The organism is Thiocapsa sp. (assembly GCF_018399035.1).
Lineage (GTDB): Bacteria > Pseudomonadota > Gammaproteobacteria > Chromatiales > Chromatiaceae > Thiocapsa.
On sequence record NZ_CP073760.1, the window covers coordinates 4529649 to 4545209 of the forward strand.

10 protein-coding genes are annotated in these 15561 nt (G+C 67.1%); 7 read left to right on the forward strand and 3 right to left on the reverse strand.

The features are described 5' to 3' along the window. Positions 1–55 precede the first annotated feature (55 nt). The 3 genes from glgA to KFB96_RS20685 form a co-directional block, all read right to left on the reverse strand. Complete coding sequence (gene glgA, locus KFB96_RS20675; RefSeq protein ID WP_213460964.1) at positions 56–2248, reverse strand: glycogen synthase GlgA; 2193 nt, start codon at positions 2246–2248, stop codon at positions 56–58. A gap of 185 nt (positions 2249–2433) precedes the next feature. Next, a complete protein-coding gene (locus tag KFB96_RS20680) occupies positions 2434–3822 on the reverse strand; it encodes a GH1 family beta-glucosidase (RefSeq protein ID WP_300970618.1) in 1389 nt (462 codons plus the stop codon). Beyond that, the gene (locus KFB96_RS20685) at positions 3819–5501 is read right to left on the reverse strand and encodes an ABC transporter transmembrane domain-containing protein (RefSeq protein WP_213460965.1); all 1683 of its coding nucleotides are present in this window, start codon (positions 5499–5501) and stop codon (positions 3819–3821) included. Before KFB96_RS20685 ends, KFB96_RS20680 begins: the two co-directional genes overlap by 4 nt. Positions 5502–5720: 219 nt before the next feature. Here KFB96_RS20685 and KFB96_RS20690 point away from each other — a divergent pair, with 219 nt between their 5' ends. The 7 genes from KFB96_RS20690 to mdoH all read left to right on the forward strand — a co-directional run bounded on the left by KFB96_RS20690 (position 5721) and on the right by mdoH (position 15432). Continuing rightward, the gene (locus tag KFB96_RS20690; protein ID WP_213460966.1) at positions 5721–8840 is read left to right on the forward strand and encodes a hypothetical protein; all 3120 of its coding nucleotides are present in this window, start codon (positions 5721–5723) and stop codon (positions 8838–8840) included. A 22-nt stretch (positions 8841–8862) separates the two neighbouring features. Next, positions 8863–9309, forward strand: a complete 447-nt coding sequence (locus KFB96_RS27035; RefSeq protein WP_300970619.1) for a hypothetical protein — start codon at positions 8863–8865, stop codon at positions 9307–9309. Positions 9310–9343: 34 nt separating this feature from the next. Continuing rightward, positions 9344–9916, forward strand: coding sequence for a hypothetical protein (locus KFB96_RS27040; protein ID WP_300970620.1), 573 nt, complete (start codon positions 9344–9346; stop codon positions 9914–9916). Continuing rightward, positions 9916–10806, forward strand: coding sequence for a hypothetical protein (locus KFB96_RS27045; RefSeq protein WP_300970621.1), 891 nt, complete (start codon positions 9916–9918; stop codon positions 10804–10806). Before KFB96_RS27040 ends, KFB96_RS27045 begins: the two co-directional genes overlap by 1 nt. 365 nt (positions 10807–11171) lie before the next feature. Next, the gene (locus tag KFB96_RS20700) at positions 11172–12737 is read left to right on the forward strand and encodes a glucan biosynthesis protein (RefSeq protein WP_213460967.1); all 1566 of its coding nucleotides are present in this window, start codon (positions 11172–11174) and stop codon (positions 12735–12737) included. After that, positions 12734–13324, forward strand: a complete 591-nt coding sequence (locus tag KFB96_RS20705; RefSeq protein ID WP_213460969.1) for a hypothetical protein — start codon at positions 12734–12736, stop codon at positions 13322–13324. Before KFB96_RS20700 ends, KFB96_RS20705 begins: the two co-directional genes overlap by 4 nt. Next, positions 13321–15432 (forward strand): glucans biosynthesis glucosyltransferase MdoH, encoded by a 2112-nt coding sequence (mdoH, locus tag KFB96_RS20710; protein ID WP_213460971.1) that lies wholly within the window; start codon positions 13321–13323, stop codon positions 15430–15432. The genes KFB96_RS20705 and mdoH overlap by 4 nt, the downstream gene beginning before the upstream one ends. Positions 15433–15561: the final 129 nt, after the last annotated feature.

Consider the following 15561-nt stretch of genomic DNA (forward strand, 5'->3'; position numbering starts at 1 on the left):
TTGCCGCGTCTCTGCGCGGCGGATTGGGGCTGGGTCGAGGCCGTCGTGCGGCCTCTCAGCCTTCGCGGATGTAGTCGTAAATGTTGAGGTAGTCCTGGCCGGGCGTGTTCCAGGAATAGTCGCTGTGCATGCCGTTCTTCATCAACTCCCGGAAATGCTCGGGGTGGTTCCGATAGCAGGCGATGGCACGTCCGAGGGCCGACTCCAGGCCGGGGTTGTCGAAATCGCGGAAGACGTAGCCGTTGCGCTCGTGCAGCGGACGGTGCGAGTAGTCCTTGTCGAAGACGGTATCGGCGAGCCCGCCGACCTCCCGGACCACCGGTACCGTGCCGTAGCGCAGGGCGATCAGCTGGGTCAGTCCGCAGGGCTCGAAGCGGCTCGGCACCAGCATCATGTCCGCTCCGGCATAGATGAGGTGCGAGAGATCCTCGTCGAAGCCGATCTCGAGATGACAGTCCGGGCTGTCGTTGAGCATCTGTTTGAGGCCCCAGAAATCGCCGTTGATGCGCTCGTCCGGACTGGATCCGAGCAGCACGAACTGGGCGCCGCGCTCCAATGTGTAAAAAATGGCGTGACGCACCAGGTCCAGACCCTTTTGCGGGTCGAGTCGGCCGATAAAGGCGACGATCGGTTTCTCGTTGTCGGCGAGCATCAGGCGATGACGCAAGGCGCGTTTGTTGTCGTACTTGCCGTCGATGCTCTCGACGCTGTAGCGCACCGGGATCTGGTGGTCGACCTCGGGGTTCCAGATGTCGTAGTCGATGCCGTTGACCACGCCGCCGTATTTCATCTGATGGGTATGCAGGGTCGGTTCGAGACCGAACCCTTGGCCTTGATCCTTGGTCTCGAAGGCGTAGCGCGGCGAGACCGTGGTGATGAAATTGGAATAGACGATTCCGGCCTTGAGCAGATTCAGTGCCTTGGGATAGGTGTTGTCGGCCATGCGATCCCGATTGAAGAAGCGTTCCGGCCGATGCAGTCCGGTCGCGTGCAGGATCTCGACCCCGGTGACCCCTTGATGTGCGAAGTTGTGGATGGTCAGGCACACCCGCGGATGGGTCATCCCGAGCGGCTGATAAAACTCATACAGGAACACCGGGACCAAGGCGGTCTGCCAGTCATGCACATGGATGACGTCCGGATGCTTGCCCGCCTTCCAGAGGAACTCCATGGCGGCCCGCGAGAAGAAGGCGTAGCGCAGGACGTCGTCCTTGAAGCCGTAGATGCTGCCGCGGTTGAAGAAGTTGTCCGGCGAGTGCGGCTCGATGAAGAAACACTTGCGCCCGTGCACGAAGCCGAAGAAGACCGTGCAGTGGATGGCGCCGTCGTACCAAGGGATCCAGAGATCCTTGTAGACCTCGTGCATCTCGAAGATCTGATCGTGCCGCAGGGTCGCGTACATCGGCAGGATGATCTCGACATGATTGCCGCGGATCGCCAGCTCGCGGCTCAGACCGAAGACCACGTCGGCCAACCCGCCGACCTTGGCGACCGAGGCCAGCTCCGGCGTGATGTGGACAACGTAGAGGCTCGGTCGCGCGGGCGCCGGCGTATGGATCGGCTCGGGCTCGGGTAGCTGCTCGTATTGCGGCTCGGGCTCCGGCTCCGGCTCCGGCTCCGGTTCCGGTTCGGGTTCGGGCTCGGGTTCGGGCTCGGGCTCGGGTTCGGGTTCGGGCATCGCTTCGGGTGGTGGTGCCGAGGGTTTCTCGGGCTCCGGCGCCGGGAAGGGCTCCGTCTCCGTCTCCGTCGGGTGCTGGGACGACGGCTCCGGGTCGCGCGTCGGTCGGGAGCGCGGCGGGGGAGGTGCCGGAAATTCCGCGGGCGTCGAGCCGCGGGGCGGTGATGTCGCCTCCTTGGCCTCGGGTTTTGGCTCGGTCTTCGGTTCCGGCTCGGGCGTCGCCTCGCCTCCTGCGGCCGATCCGCCCGGCAGACGTGTTGCAGTCGGCGTCGGCACCGAGTCGGTCGGAGGCTGCGCGGCGGAGGCGGTCGTCCGGGGAGTCTGTGCCGAGACTGCGGGGGGGGATGGCTCGGTCTCGGGCGCCTTGCTCTCGGGGGTGCCTGCCGGGGGCGATGCGCCTTGATCCGGCACCGACGAACCCGAGTTGACCGCGTTGCGCCGTGGCTCGTCCGCAGTCGGTGGCGGACGGCTCGTTGTCGCGGACGTGGATGCGGTGTGATTGGATGCGCCGCGGCTTGCGGCGTCCTTTTTCGATCCGGTTGGCTTGGATCCAGTCGGCTTTTTCGCCATGCCTTATTTCATCCTGCAGCGGTGTTCGTTCCGGGTACGACTCAGCGGCCGATGACTAGTGTAACCCGGGCGTCGCGACCCGGCGTCCTTGGACCGGTGATCACGGGCATCGATCCGAGGTTCCGGATCGAATGTCTCGCGCGACGGGGCTCGACCCAGCCCGATCCGCCCCGGCCCGAGCCGGCTCAGCCCGGCGTGGTCAGGTCGTCGTGCCGCGGGCCGGTGCCGTAACGGCGAATCGCGTCGCGATAAAAGCGACCGCTGTCCTTGATCAGGCGTTGCCGATCGACGGGGTCGACCCGCACCAGGCCGAAGCGTTTCGCGTAGCCGTAGCTCCACTCGAAGTTATCCAGCAGCGACCAGGCGAAATAGCCGCGCAGATCGACCCCTCGGCGCAGCGCGCGGGAGGCCGCGCGCAGATGGCTGCGCAGATAGGCGACGCGCTGCCGGTCGCCGAGTCGCCCCGCGACCGGCGGCGGGTCCTCGAAGGCCGCGCCGTTCTCCGTGATGTAGACGGGCGGGTTGCCGTAACGTCCCTGGACCCAGAGGAGGATGTCGGTGAGCCCTTGCGGGTAGACCTCCCAGTCCATCGCCGTGTGCGGGTGCGCATCTTGGCGCACGCGGCGGGCCCCGACCGGCTCCTCGGTCGGATCCGCGCGCACGACCGAGCGCGAGTAATAGTTCACGCCGATGAAATCCGGCGGGGCGCACAGGGTGTCCAGCTCGCCGGCACTGTGCCGCGGCCAAGCGCTGCCGAAGATGGTCTCCATCTCGCTCGGATAGCGACCGAAGAAGACCGGGTCGAGAAACCAGCGATTGATGAAGGCGTCGCGGCGTGCCGTCGCGGCGATGTCGTCTGCCGATGGGCTCGCCGAATACTGCGGTTCCAGGTTCACGGCGAGCCCGATGCGCCCGATCCCCTCGGCACGGCCGCTTGCCGAGGCCGCGGCATGGGCACGCAGCAGGTTGTGCGCGACGATCGGCGTTTCGTGCAGGCTGCGATGTCCGGGTGCCAGGTCGCCGTAAAGGTAGCCGCCTGCGGTGATGACCCAGGGTTCGTTCAGGGTGATCCAGAGGCGGACCCGATCGCCGAGGGCGCGATACAGGATCCGCGCATAGTCCGCGAACCAGCCCGGACTCGCGTCGCTCGCCCAGCCCCCGCGCGCGTCGAGCGCCTCGGGCAGATCCCAATGATAGAGGGTGAGCATGGGCTCGATCCCCTGCTCCAGCAACGCATCGACCAGGTGTCGGTAAAAATCCAGGCCCGCCTGATTCACCCGCCCGGTGCCCCGGGGGAGGACGCGCGCCCAGGCCACGCTGAAGCGATAGGCGTTCAGACCGAGCGACGCCATCAAGGCGACATCCTCGCGCCAGCGCCGGTAGTGGTCGCAGGCGAGATCCCCGGTGTCGTCGTTGAAGACGCGACCGGGCGTGTGGGCGAAGCGATGCCAGATGCTCGGCCCCGCGCCGTCGGCAAGCGGAGAGCCCTCGATCTGGTAGGCCGAGGTCGCGGCACCCCACAGGAAGCCCCGCGACGGCGACCCCTTCTGCATCTCGGCGAGGGGTTCGTTCATGTCTGCGCGCTCCAGGTGCCGTCCTGGTCGATCAGCAACACCTCGTCGTAGGCGGCGGGATCGTCGTCCTCGTCGCCGAGCGTGATGTAGGTCATCCCGCGCTCGCGCAGCATTCCGAGCAGCTCGTCGATCTGGCATTCGCTCAGCGCCCGCGTGGGGTGGTCGAGCATGACGAAGGCGGGCTCGGCGAGGATGACCCGCGAGAACGCGAGAAGCTGCTGCTCGCCGAGGGAGAGCAGCTCGTTCCAGTTGGGTTCCACGTCAAGCCCGCCCGCCCGAACGAGCGCGGGTTCGAGCTTGAGTGCCCGCAGGTTCGCAAGGATGCGCTCGTCGGTGAAGGATCCGTTCGAGTCGCTCGGCGTGACCAACTGCCGCAGCGTTCCGGGCGGCAGATACGGCCGCTCCGGGAGGAACATGAGTGCGCGATCGTTCGGGCGCAGGATTCGCCCTTCGCCGGCGTCCCAAAGTCCGGCGGTTGCCCGGAACAGGGCCGTCTTGGCCGACTCGTTCGGCGCGATGATCAAGACGCGTTTGCCGCGCGGGACCGAGATGGACAACGCCTTGACCAGGTCGCGCCCGCTGCGCGGCGAGCGCAGCGTGAGTGCCTCGAACGCGATGCGGTCGCTTGCGTCGCGGATCTCGATGTTCGAGGCCCTCGGGGTTGCGTCGTCGCCCATCGCCTCGCGCAGCCCCGCCAGACGCGCGATCACCGCCGTATAGGCCGAGATCGACTGGAATTGGGTGACGATCAGCGAAAAGGCGCCGAGCAGGTGGGCGAAGGCGATCGCGGACTGTGCGATGACCCCGAACTGGGCCTCCCCCTTGATGAACAAGGGGGCGACCACCAAGGCCGGGATGATCTGGATCATGTAGTTGTAGCCGGTGGTGAAGAATCCGAGGTTGCGGTTGACCAGGATGATGCGGTGGAAGTTCGCCGTCAGATCGGCGAGGCGCTCGAGCAGCTGGTATTTCAGTCTGGCCTCGCGTCGCAGGAGCGCGATGGAGTCGGCGTTCTCGCGGACATGGATCAGGCGCGAGCGAAAGTTCGCCTCCTTGTCGAGCTGGTCGTAATTCAGGCGGATCAAAGGCTTACCTAGAAGCACGGTCATAAATGAGCCGAGCGCGGCATAGGAGACGGCGACGACGAACAAGAGCGGGCTGATGCTCCACATGACGCCCGAGAAGGCGATGACCGTGAAGGTTGCGTTGAGCAAGAGGAGCACGAACGAGAGCGTCGTGGCCGTGAGGTAGCGGATATCCTCGCTGATGCGTTGATCCGGGTTGGCCAGATCCACCGTGTCGTGCAGGCGAAAATAGGTCCGATCATCGAGATAACGCTCCACCGCCCTGGCCGTGAGCCAGTTGCGCCAGACCAGACCCAAGCGCTCCTCGCTGTAGCGAAAATAGACCGCGACCAGGGTCGAGAGCGCGAAGACGCCGACGTAGAGGAGGGCGAAGTGCAGGAAGCCGCCCATGTTCTTGTTCTCGATGGCCGTCATGAAATCACGGCCGACATAGCTGTTGAGCACATTCAGGCCGTTGATGCCGAACAGAAGCAGGATCAACAAGGCGAACAGCAGCTTCGCTTTGCCGCCGACCTCCGAGCGCCCCAGCATGGCGAGCATTTCGAGAAAGCGTTTCCAGGTCGCGCGACTGATGGTTGTGCGCAGTGCAATCATGGTGGAGCCGGGCCTTCGAGATCGGGGACGCGAGTGCCGGCGGAGCGCACGACGACCCTTCCGGCTAGCCTGGCCCAACGTCGCGGATGACGCTGGCCGGGCGCGAGTATAGCCTTACGCCCTGACCGGTTGCGTGACCGGTTGCGCGTGATCATCGACGTGTTCCTGCATTCGCCCGAACCGACGCCCTTCAACCCCCACCCGCGGGATCCGCAGCCCATGACGAGCGAGATATTGGATGACTTCCTCGACCCCTCGCGTTGGCAGGCCTACGCCTCGGGACGGGCGCAGCTTCGGCTTCACTCCGAGGCCGGTCCCGACGGATCGGCGCTGCGGCTCGACTTCGACTTCCACGGCGGCGGCGGCTTCGTCGTCGCCCGGCATCCGGCAAGGCTCGTACTGCCGCCGGCCTACTGTCTTCGGCTCGCGGTCCGCGGTGCGATGCCGCCCAATGGATTCGAGCTGAAGCTGGTCGATCCGGGCGGGACCAACGTCTGGCGCTACCGGCAGGAGATGCCCCTACTCGACGGCGACCGGCACCTCCTCGAGATCCCGAGCCGCCTGATCGAGTTCGCCTGGGGACCGGCCGGCGGCGGTGTCGCGCGCGAGATCGGTGCGATCGAGATCGCGATCGTCGCAGGCTCGGGTGGGCGCGGTCATCTGTGCATCGCCGACCTTCGCATGGAGGACCGCACACCCCCCTGGCCGCCGCGAATCGAGGCATCGGCCGCCTTGCCGGGACATCCACCGACGGCTGTTCTCGACGCTGGATCCGCGACCGACTGGCGTGCCGGCTGCGGTTGCGGGGAGGCATGGATCACCCTGGATTTTTGCCGCGAATGCGAGTACGGCGGATTGATCCTGCACTGGAGCGATCCCGCGTACGCCCCGGCTGGCGAGCGCGCCTTCCGCGTACAGGCATCGAACGACGGGGAGGATTGGCGCCTGCTCTACTCGGCTTCCCGTGCCGGCGGTGCCTGCAGCTTCGTCGGTCTGCCGAACGCATCCTCGCGCTATTTGCGGCTTGCGCTCGATCCGGGGCCCGACGGCGTCTATCCGGCACTCTGGGGGATCGAGCTTCAGTCCGATGCCTTTTCGCGCTCTCCGAACGAGTTTTTTCATCATGTGGCCGAGCGCGCACCGCGCGGGCACTATCCGCGTTGGCTCTATCGCGAGCAGACTTACTGGACGGCGGTGGATGTCCCCGACGGGGGGGTTCCGGCCCTGCTCAACGAGGACGGGTTGATCGAGGTCGGCCCCGCCGCGGGCAGAGGTGCGGGCTGGACGCTCGAGCCTTTTCTGTTCGTCGACGAGGCTCTGCTCGGCTGGGCCGAGTTGGCGCCGATACCGGCTCTGGAGCAGGGCGAGCTGCCGATCCCCTCGGTGCTCGGGGCAGGGGCCGGTCTGGTCCTCGCGACCACCGCCTTTGCGGTCGGCGCTCTCGGGCAGCGGCTGCTCTATGCGCGGTATCGTCTGGAGAATCGGCGCGACACCCCGGTCGCGGCCAGCCTCTTCGTCGCGGTGCGCCCCTTCCAGATCTCGCCGCCGTGGCAGGGCTATGCCGACATCGGCGGCGTGAGTCCGATCCATCGGCTTGCCTATCGCGACGGTCGGGTGCGGGTGAACGACGAGGAGATCCTGATCCCGCTGAGCGCGCCGAGCGGTTTCGGCGCGGCGACCTTCGATCAGGGTGCGATCACCGATCGGCTCGCCGTCGGCCGGCTCCCGCCGGACCCGGCGGCGGATGACCCGCTCGGCTTTGCCTCGGGTGCGCTGCGGTTCGATCGGGTGCTCCCGCCCGGCGGGGTGGATGAGGTCGTGATCGCGATCCCCTTCGCACGGGACGGCGCGGGGCTGGACTTGGATGCACTGCGTCTCGGGCACGGGCTCGATGCGAACGCCGGATTCGCCGAGGCGGTGCGCGACTGGTCGCAGCGGCTCGGCGCCGTTGCCTTCAGGCTTCCGCCCTCGGCCCGCATCCTCGCGGCGACCGCCAAGACGGCGCTGGCCCACATCCTGATCAACCGCGACGGACCCGCCTTTCAACCCGGGCCGCGTCGCTACACCCGGTCCTGGATCCGCGACGGTGCGGTCATGTCCGCCGCGCTGCTGCGCATGGGCTGCCGGAGCGAATCGGCCGACTTTATTCGCTGGTATGCAGGGTTTCAGACCGAGGCCGGCGAGGTGCCCTGCTGCGTCGACCACACCGGCCCGGATTGGCTGCCCGAGCACGATAGCCTCGGCGAATTCATCTTCGCCGTCGCCGAGCCGGTGCGCTTTACCGGCGACCGACAGCTCGCCGCGGATCTCTGGCCTGCCGTGTGTCGCGCCGTCGCCTATCTGGAGCAGCTGCGCGCCCGGCGTCTGACCGATGCGGAGTGCACGCCCGAGCGCCGTGCCTGTTTCGGTCTTCTGCCCGAGTCGGTGAGCCACGAGGGGTATCTCGCCCAGCCGGTACACGCCTACTGGGACGACCTCTGGGCGGTGCGCGGGCTCAAGGATGCCGCCTGGCTCGCCGAGATCCTCGGCGAGGATGCCGAGCATGCGCGTCTGACCGCGCTCTGCGAGGATTTTCGCAGCACGCTTTACGCCTCGATCGCGCTGACCATGTCCGAGCGCGGGATCGACTTCATCCCCGGCTCGGTGGAATGGGCCGACCCCGACCCGACCGCCATCGCGGTGGCCTTGACCCTGATCGACGAGGGCCACCACCTGCCTGCGACCGCCTTGCAGCGCACCTTCGAGGAGCTTTTGAAGCGCTTTCGCGCCATGCACGAGCAAGGCGTGGACTGGACCAATTACAGCCCCTACGAGGTCCGCGTGGTCGGAGCCCTCGTCCGACTCGGGTGCCGCCGCGAGGCCCACGAGGTTCTGCGCGTGCTCCTTGCCGATCTGCGCCCGCCGGCCTGGCACCAGTGGCCCGAGATCATTTGGCGTGATCCGCGCACGCCCGGCCATCAGGGCGACCTGCCGCATGCCTGGATCAGTGCCGAGTATGTCCTGGTCTTCCGCGATCTCTTCGCCTACGAGCGCGAGGCGGACGCCTCGCTCGTGGTCTGTGGCGGGATTCCGTTCGACTGGTTGGATGAAGGCCCGGTGAGCGTGACCGGGCTGCCGACCTGTTACGGGCGACTGGATCTGCATCTCGGGCGCGGGGCGGGGGATGCGCTCGAGCTGAGCCTCTCGGGACTCGACCGGATCCCGCCGGGCGGGATCTGCTTCGCCCCGCCGCTCGCTCTCGCCTCGCGCACGGTCACCGTGAACGGCGAGCCGGCGGACGAGGTCACGGCGACCGAGCTGGCGATCAGGGCCTTGCCGGCGCGCGTCCTCGTAACCTGATCCGCGTCTGCGCCGACCGGGATTGTCTTTAAACCGCGCCGATTCCAGCGGCCGTCACGTCGGCCGGGGCCGATTCGGGCGCGGGGGCAGCCCGCACGCCCCGGCGGCCTTGCTCGGCACGGCGCCGCTGTCCGGTGCGCTCGGCAGTGTCCTGGATCCGATCCTCGCCTTGCGCGTCGTCGTCGAGTTGCCGCCCGAGGGAGACGAGGAGATCCTCTTTCTGACCGGGGCGGCGGAGGGACGCGAGTCGGCCTTGGGGCTGATTCGACCCTTTCGAGACGGACGGGACGCCCCTTCCCCGGCGCGTCTGGCGCCGCAGTCACCCGAGTCGGCAACAACGACGGGGCCGCCCTGCGCCGACATGGATGCGCTCGACCGGGGCGGCGAGGCCTTGCGATGCTTCAACGGCCACGGCGGATTCTCGTCGGATGGCCGTGTCTACGTGATCCGCCTGCCTTGGGACGGGTAACACGCTGCACCGCCCGCCTCAGCCCTGGATCAACGTGGTCGCGAACGAGCGCGCCGGGTTCCTGGTCAGCGAGACGGGCGCGGGCTATACCTGGTGTCGCAACAGCCAGGCCAATCGGCTGACCCCTTGGTTCAACGATCCGGCCGCGGGCGACTTCGCCGGTGCGATCGTCTTCGCCGCGACCCTGGTGACGAGCGGTCGGGTCGAGCCGGTCGGCTTGACCTGCGATCGCGCCGCCTTCATCGGCCGGCATCGCGATCTTGTCTCGCCGGCCGCCGTCCTCTCCGGCGACGATCTCTGCGGTGCCGCCCAAAGCGATTCCGACGGTTCAGGCCCGGACGCCTGTTTCGCGCAGCAGTCGAGGATCCAGCTTGCACCCGGCGAGACGGCGGAATGCGTCTTCCTGCTCGGGGAGTGTCTCGACGAGGCCGAGCTGGAGGCCCTGCTCGCACGCTATCGCCGTGCGAATGCGGTCGCCGAGGCCCTCTCGGAGGTGAGGGGATTCTGGACCGACCTGACCGACGCGCTTCGGGTCGAGACCCCGAGCCCGGCGATCGATCTCATGCTCAACGGCTGGCTGACCTACCAAAACCTGGCCTGCCGCTGATGGGCACGGGTGATTGGAACGACGGGATGAATCGGGTCGGGCGTCTCGGGCGGGGGGAGAGCGTCTGGATGGGCTTCTTCCTGTATCGCATCCTCGAGGATGTGCTGCCCCTCTGCGAACGGCGCGGAGACGCCGCGCGCGTCGCCGCCTACGTCGCCTATCGCGACGCGCTGGTCCCTGCTCTCGAAGACGCCTGGTGGGACGGGGCCTGGTATCGCCGCGCTTACGACGACGCCGGCATTCCGCTCGGCTCGCGCACCAACAGCGAATGTCGGATCGATGCGCTTGCTCAAGCCTGGTCCGTGCTCTCGGGCGCGGTCGATCGCACCCGGGCCGAGCAGGCGATGGCCGCCTTGCACTCCGAGCTGGTCGACGAGGATCGGGGTCTGATCCGCCTGCTTACCCCGCCGTTCGTCGACACGCCGCAGGATCCGGGCTACATCAAGGGCTACGTGGCCGGCGTGCGCGAGAACGGCGGACAGTACACCCACGCGGCCTGCTGGGCGGTGATGGCTCTTGCCGAGCTCGGTCACAACGCGCGCGTGGCCCCGTTGCTTGAACGCCTCACTCCGGTCTGGCACACGCGCACACCCGAGCGATTGGCCCGGGTTTCGCCTCTTCTACCGCCTCCCCGACGGGGTGACCCGTTGCGACATCCGGGTCGCGAATCCGCATGGCGGCGCCGAGGTCGTCGTCGCCCGTCTGGATGGACAGGACGCGGTGCTCTCGGCGGGGACCGCGCGGATCGTCCTGCCGGCCTCCGCGAGGCTCTATCGCATCGAGATCGAGATGGGTCGGCGAGCCGCCGCCGGCGGCGATCCCGACGTCTGATCCGAGCGCCGCGTAACCCCCCGTCGCGACGTCGTTCGGAGGGCTTCACGCGGACCTGACGCTCGCTTAAGATGTGCGTGTATATTGACCTGATTGATGGCGGTGGAGAAGGAGCCGGAGCCTCGCGCTTCGGATCGATACCGCGTCGCACGCCAGGGTCATCCTCATCTTCGCGGTGCTCACCGCGGGTCGGCCGATCGGTCGGCGCCGCGGCGGCCGTGCGTCGACGGCGAGTCCGCGGCGAGCGATCCGAATCTATCCTCGACGATCCCGATGCACTGTTGCGGCCGCGAGCCGAGCCACTCGATGTCGGTTGTCCGGACCGCACGGGCGCCGCGCCAGGTATCGACGACTCCGCCATTCGCAGCCCATAACAACGCTCTCCAACCGGCATCTCTCACTGGACAACCTGGCGCTTCCGACTATGAACCGATCTCGCGACCTCAAACGCATCTCCGTCGGCCTGCTCGTCGCTTGTGCGATGACGCTGGCGGGAGAGGCCGTCTCCCAGCCCGCCGCGGCGCCGGAGGATGCCGGCGTGCCCGGGGCCTTCACCTTTGCGAACGTCGTGCGCCGTGCCGCCGAGCTGGCCCAGGCGCCTTACCAACGCGATGCCCCCGAGCTTCCCGAAGCCTTCGCATCGCTGGACTACGACGGGTTCCGGGATATCCGTTTTCGGCCGGATCACTCGATGTGGCGGGGTGACGGTCTGCCGTTTCAGGTCCAGTTCTTCCATCGCGGATTCATGTTCCAAGATCGGGTGACCATCAATCTGATCGACGGGGAGGGGGTTAGGCCGATCGAATTCTCGACCGAGCTGTTCGATTACGGCAAGAATGCGGTCCCCGAGCAGATCCCGCACGACTTGGGATTCGCGGGTCTGCGTCTGCTCTACCCCATCAATCGCGACGATCTCTTCGACGAGGTTGCGGTGTTCCTCGGCGCCAGCTATTTCCGCGCGGTCGCCCAGAATCTGAACTACGGGATCACCACGCGCGGTCTGGCGATCGATACCGGCCTCTCGACCCGCGAGGAATTTCCGCTGTTTCGCGAGCTCTGGATCGAGAAACCCGCCGAGGACGCCGTCGAGATCAAGGTCTATGCCCTCATGGACAGCCCGAGCGTGGCGGGCGCCTTTCGGTTCGTGATCAAACCGGGGCTCGAGACGACCATGGACGTCAAGAACCATCTCTACTTCCGGGAGTCGGTCGAGAAGGTCGGCATTGCACCCTTGACCAGCATGTTTATGCACGGCGAGCTCACCGAGCGGTTCACGGATGATTTCCGCCCCGAGGTGCATGACTCGGACGGACTCATCATCGAGACCGGAACCGGCGAGCGCATCTGGCGTCCCTTGATCAATCCGCTCGGTTTGCGCATCAGTACCTTTCAGGTCGAGAACCCGCGGATGTTCGGTCTGCTGCAGCGCGACCGCGACTTCGCCCACTATCAGGACCTCGAGGCCCATTACCACAATCGCCCGAGCGCGCAGGTCGAGCCCATCGGCGACTGGGGCAAGGGCGTGGTCGAGTTGGTCGAGATCCCGAGCAACTCGGAGCGCTACGACAATATCGTCGCCTTCTGGACGCCGGAGCGCCGCGTTGAAGCCGGCGACGAGATGGAATTCGCCTATCGTCTGAGGTATTCCGGCGATCCAGAGGCGCGCCTGACGGGCGGACGGACCCTGGCGACCCGCATCGGCGCTGCGGGAACGGATATGCTCGATTCGGATCGGCGCAAGTTCGTCGTGGATTTCGTCGGCGAGAACCTCTCGAAGCTGCCGCCCGAGACCCCGGTCATGGCGACCGTGACCACCTCCTCCGGCGAGCTGTCTCCGCCGATCGCGCAGCACAATCCGGAGACCGGAGGGTGGCGGCTCTTCTTCGAGCTGACACCCGAGCGCGATCGCACGGCGGAGCTGCGCGGTTTCCTCTACGACGTGAATGACGTGCTGTCGGAGACCTGGAGCTTCGAATGGATTCCTCAGTGAGCGCACCGGTCGGCGACGCATTGCATGCGTCGCTCGACGGCGGCGAGCCGGTGGCCGCGTCGCCGGCCGACTGGGAGCAGGCGGCGCCGCGCGTCGCCCGTTACCTGCGCGCGCTCGGGGTGCGCGACCCGCGCGATCTCGAGCGCCTGTCGACGGCGATCCGCGCGCGCTTCGAGCATCAGGTGGAGACAAGCCTGGTGGCCGATGCGGTGGAGACCGGGATCGAGGAGGCGTCCAAGCTGCTCGACGAGTGGCTGGCGAGCGAGCTCGGTCCGGACGCGCCGGGGTCGATGCGCGGAGTGGCCCGTGCGGTCGTCCTGGGCGGCGCGGTTCCCGGTTGGGTCGGGGTCTGGTCGGGGCGCACGCCCCACCCCATTGATCAGCCCAACGCTCAGACCGGCGAGCGCATCCGTGCCGGCAGTCTTGCGCCCGTCCCGGCCTTGGCGCCTCTGGCCATGACGACGCAACGCATCGATCCCTGTTGTCATCGTCTCTTTCGACGGCTCGCGCGCAGGCTGCGCGGGATGCGTCCAGGATCGCCTGCCGGATCTCTCAGTCGGCGTGCGACGCTCGGACAATCCCGATGAAGGGCGTCTCCTCGCACGGGCGTGCCGACCCCGCCTATCGTCGGATCCTCTTCTTTTCACTGGTGTTGCTGACCACGTTCGGCGCCATGAGCCTGCTGAGCGGCGTCTTTCAGGAGGGCGGCATCACCCCGCTGGAATTTGCGCTCCTGCTGCTCTATGCGATCTTGATCCTCTGGATCGGCGCCTCCTTCTGGACCGCGGCCATCGGTTTCATCCGCCTGTTGGTCCGGGAGGAGGACCCTCCGCCGAGCGCACGCGCCGCCGCGCCGCCACTCGGCACGGATTTCAAGACAGCCCTGGTCATGCCCGTCTACAACGAGGATCCGGAGCGGGTCTTCGCCGGTTTGCGTGCGATCGACCGATCGCTGCAGGAGACCGGACAGGCCGAGGGATTCGAGATCTTCGTCCTGAGCGACACGCGTGATCCGGACATCTGGGTCGAAGAAGAGCTGCAATGGCGCAAATGGGCCGTCGAGGCGGGTCTACCCGAGCGCATCTTCTATCGCAACCGGGTCGAGAACACGAGCCGCAAGAGCGGCAATCTCGCCGATTTCTGTCGCCAATGGGGCGGGCGCTATCGCTACATGATCGTGCTCGACGCCGACAGCCTCATGTCCGGCGAGACCCTCGTGGAGATGGTCGCGCGCATGGAGCGCGATCCGGATGTGGCACTGATCCAGGTCCCGCCGGTGCCGGTCAACCGGGTCTCGCTGTTCGCGCGTGTCCTGCAGTTCGCCAGCAGCCTCTACGGGCGTATCTTCGTCGCCGGGCTGAGCTACTGGCAAGGCGATACCAGCAATTACTGGGGACACAACGCCATCATCCGAGTCGAGGCGTTCGCGGCCCATTGCGGTCTGCCCGAGCTGCCCGGGCACGAGCCGTTCGGCGGGGAGATCCTGAGCCATGATTTCGTGGAGGCCGCACTCCTGCGGCGCGCCGGTTGGAAGGTTTGGCTCGCCGACGATCTGGGCGGGAGCTATGAAGAGATCCCCCCGACCCTGATCGACTATGCCAAGCGCGATCGGCGCTGGTGCCAAGGCAACCTGCAGCACGCCCGGCTCGTCTTTGCGGGCGGCTTCAGGCCCTTGAATCGGGTCCACCTGGCGATGGGCGTGATGTCCTACCTGGCCTCGCCGCTGTGGCTCCTGTTTCTGCTGCTCACCGGCCTGCAGGCGTATCTGAACAGCCTGGATGTGCCGGTGTATTTCTTCGGCGATTATCTGCTGCCGATCTGGCCCGTGTCCTATGTGGTCGAGATGGCCACGGTCCTCTGGGTGACGCTGGCCATGCTCTTTCTGCCGAAACTGTTCGCCTTGGTGCTGCTCGCCGTTCGCCCGCGCTTGGGGGCAGCCCATGGCGGATTGCCCCGTGCCACGCTCAGCGTCCTGCTGGAGAGTCTGCTGTCGGTCCTTTATGCCCCGGTGCTCATGCTCTTTCAGAGCAAGTTCGTCGCCTCGATCCTGCTGCGCAAGGTCGTCGGTTGGCCGCCGCAACAGCGGGGTGATCACGGGACCGGCGTGACGGAGGCGATCGGCGCCCATGGTGGGCAGACCCTGTTGGCGGTCGGGGCAGGGCTGCTGACCTACTACTACGTCCCGGCCTTCTTCTGGTGGTTCACGCCTGTCTTGGCCGGTCTTCTGCTCGCGATCCCGGTCTCGATGGCGACCAGTCGGGTCTGGCCCGGTCAGCGGGCGAGGGCGCTCGGACTCTTCCTGACACCCGAGGAGCACCGCCCGCCGCGCGTCCTCGAGCTGCTGACCGAGCAGATGAAGAACACCGGAAGCGCCCTGTGCTCGGCGGACGCCGGCTCGGGTGAAGGGGGCACTGAGGAGATCGTCGGGGATCTGTGGTATCGCGCCGTCATCGATCCCTGCGCCTATGCGCTGCACGCCTCGCTCTTGCCGGAAGAGATCCCCAACCGACGGCGCAGGCATTATCTCGAGGGTCTGATCTTCCAGCTCCAGGACGAGGGGCCGGACAGCTTGAGCGCGGCTGAAAAGCGGGTGCTCCTCTCGCATCGCGACGGGCTCGAGGAGCTGCATCTGCTGCTGTGGTCGGCGCCGGCAGGTCCGGCTGCCGTGCAGGCGCCATCCCCGCAGCCCACCTAAGCCCGGCGAGGTGGCCAGGCTGCGCCTGGAGGACCTCGATTGGGAGGCGGGGAGCCGGTCATCCGCGGTCGCTGCTCTCGCATGGCTCGCCGCATGGTGGCGGGCGCGTTGGAGACCGCCAGGTTTACC

Excerpts from the sequence above, each read along its gene's own strand:
- glgA (WP_213460964.1), bottom strand. The coding sequence starts at position 2,248 with ATGGCGAAAAAGCCGACTGGATCCAAGCCAACCGGATCGAAAAAGGAC.
- KFB96_RS20680 (WP_300970618.1), bottom strand. The coding sequence starts at position 3,822 with ATGAACGAACCCCTCGCCGAGATGCAGAAGGGGTCGCCGTCGCGGGGC.
- KFB96_RS20685 (WP_213460965.1), bottom strand. The coding sequence starts at position 5,501 with ATGATTGCACTGCGCACAACCATCAGTCGCGCGACCTGGAAACGCTTT.
- KFB96_RS27045 (WP_300970621.1), top strand. The coding sequence starts at position 9,916 with ATGGGCACGGGTGATTGGAACGACGGGATGAATCGGGTCGGGCGTCTC.
- KFB96_RS20700 (WP_213460967.1), top strand. The coding sequence starts at position 11,172 with ATGAACCGATCTCGCGACCTCAAACGCATCTCCGTCGGCCTGCTCGTC.
- KFB96_RS20690 (WP_213460966.1), top strand. The coding sequence starts at position 5,721 with ATGACGAGCGAGATATTGGATGACTTCCTCGACCCCTCGCGTTGGCAG.
- mdoH (WP_213460971.1), top strand. The coding sequence starts at position 13,321 with ATGAAGGGCGTCTCCTCGCACGGGCGTGCCGACCCCGCCTATCGTCGG.